Annotated in this window: 1 protein-coding gene and 4 tRNA genes; all 5 read right to left on the minus strand. The window is 37.9% G+C overall.

The annotated features are described in order from the left end of the window. Positions 1-125: 125 nt before the first annotated feature. A tRNA-Thr gene (locus WSC_RS0102495) sits at positions 126-201 on the minus strand. A gap of 6 nt (positions 202-207) precedes the next feature. Beyond that, positions 208-282: transfer RNA gene (locus tag WSC_RS0102500), tRNA-Gly, on the minus strand. A 32-nt stretch (positions 283-314) separates the two neighbouring features. Then, positions 315-399: transfer RNA gene (locus WSC_RS0102505), tRNA-Tyr, on the minus strand. A 17-nt stretch (positions 400-416) separates the two neighbouring features. Next, positions 417-492: transfer RNA gene (locus WSC_RS0102510), tRNA-Thr, on the minus strand. 358 nt (positions 493-850) lie between these two features. Beyond that, positions 851-2,340 (minus strand): HlyD family type I secretion periplasmic adaptor subunit (locus tag WSC_RS0102520; protein WP_237716273.1); only part of this gene is annotated, 1,490 nt, incomplete at its 5' end.

Here is a 2,340-nt window from a genome sequence, read left to right on the forward strand (position 1 = left end):
TGTACCTACGTTAACATGCGGTTTAGTACGTTCAAATTTTGCTTTAGCCACTTTCCAGACCTCAACTTAGTTCTGACTCTGTCAGATAAATTTAATTGATGCCACGGTCGGAGGCTAAAATCAGATGGTGCTGATACCCAGATTTGAACTGGGGACCTCACCCTTACCAAGGGTGCGCTCTACCAACTGAGCTATATCAGCAAAACTTGGAGCGGGCAGCGGGAATCGAACCCGCATCATCAGCTTGGAAGGCTGAGGTAATAGCCATTATACGATGCCCGCGCTCTGAGCTTTAGACCTCAAACTGTGATTCGTGGTGGAGGGGGCTGGATTCGAACCAGCGAAGGCAGAGCCGTCAGATTTACAGTCTGATCCCTTTGGCCACTCGGGAACCCCTCCGAATTCTATATTTTTGATGGTGCCGGCTGCCGGAATCGAACTGGCGACCTACTGATTACAAGTCAGTTGCTCTACCAACTGAGCTAAGCCGGCCCTGTCAAAAGTGGAGCGCAGTTTATTGAAAGCAGCTGGGCGTTGCAAGCCCTTTTTTGAAAAAAAATGATATTTTCTTTCGATCGACGATTATATAAGCAAAAATTGTTTAAATAGGCTTAAAAACAAACTATTTAGGATATTACCTTCAGCCAATTTTACTAACTTTAAGTTTGCAATGAGCAGTGTAAGTCAAAGCAGACTGCTCGACAAAGCTCTGAACAGTATTAATTTTTGTTTTAGTCTCTTCTTTTTTTGTACCTGACACACAAACAACCAAGAAGCAATTTACCATTCACTTTGAAGCGATAAGATAAAAATCAAACTAAATTACGCTGAGATAGGTTTTGAATACCCTCTAGCGCTCACGCAAACTACTATCCGTTGAACCTTTGATGGGACTTAAAAAATAATCAAGGATACGTCTTCTGGACGTTTTAACTTCAGCAGTAACACCCATACCAGGAATTAAGTGTATCCATTTGTCTTCTACAAATAGTTTATTCTGATTAAGTTTCAAACGCATTTTATAAATTAATCCTGTATTCTCATCTTCAATCGCATCTGCTGTAATATCAATTACTTCAGCACCAACAGCGCCATATAAAGTAAAATCAAACGTGTCAACTTTTAGGCTTGCGGTCTGCCCTACCTTTACAAAACCAATGTCTTTATTAGGTAACTCGACTTCAGCTTCTAAAAAATCTTCTTTAGGTACAACTAGCATTAATGTTTGAGCATCAGTCACAACCCCCCCAATAGTATTAACACTTAGTTGCTGCACAAAACCAGTCACAGGCGCTATTAATAATTGCTTTTCGTTTAACATTTTTGCTTTTGATAATTCTTGTTCTAAATTAGCAACTTCTCTATTAAAGTGTTCTATTTCGATTAGATTATTTACCAAAAATTCCTCTCTGAATTTTTTTATTTCAAGTTGAGTTTCTTCCATAATTGATAGTAACATTTGACTACGTGCTTGCGCCATTTTCATGTTTTGTTGATACTCAACTCTTTGTTGCTCTAACTCTAAATAATTTTCGTTAGACACATATTGTTCAAGATTGAGCGACTTCATCGAATCTGCTCTTTTGCTAATAATAGGAAAGACAACTTCATATCGCTCTATGTCTGAGTCATTTATTCTTAATTCCGCTGATTGTGTTTTTAGTTTTTGCTCTAGCCCATTTAGCTGCGTTTTATATTTAAGCCAGTTTTGCTCAATCCAAGCATTTTGATAGTCTAGTTTTTCTTTCGGTAAAGTATTTAACCAATGGTGGTAACTATCCAATTCGGGTAAAACTTCATTAGGTTTTAGTTTACTGCGAATACTAAGCACTCTATATAAATTAAGTTTTGCAAACATAACATCGTGAGATAGTTTATTTAAATCGGCATGAGTTAAACTTTGATCTAATTCCACTAGAGGTTGACCGGCCTCAACAAGCTCACCCTCTTTGACAAACACACTTTTAATAACTCCTTTTTGTAATGGTTGAATGACTTTAACCCGACCACTTGGAATAATCTTGCCTTGTGCAATCGACACAACGTCTACCTTTCCAACATACGACCAAATAAAAGCGAAAATAACCATAACGATAATAATTCTACCTAGCGTACGCCCGATGGGGGAAGCTGGTCGTTCTAAAATCTCAATTGCCGCAGGCATAAATTCAAGCACCACAGAGTTGTCTTGCAGTGTTGAGTCTGTTTTTTTAGGTGTGTGTGTTTTAATTGCCGATAGTGTTTTTTTGAACATATTATTCTTATTACGTTTAGAAAAAGTTAAAACAAAAAGCCAAGCTACCATTAAGCAACTTGGCTTTTTGTGACTAGGCTTAATTA

It is taken from the genome of Catenovulum agarivorans YM01 (genome assembly GCF_000281085.1).
In the GTDB taxonomy this organism is placed as follows: domain Bacteria; phylum Pseudomonadota; class Gammaproteobacteria; order Enterobacterales; family Alteromonadaceae; genus Catenovulum; species Catenovulum agarivorans.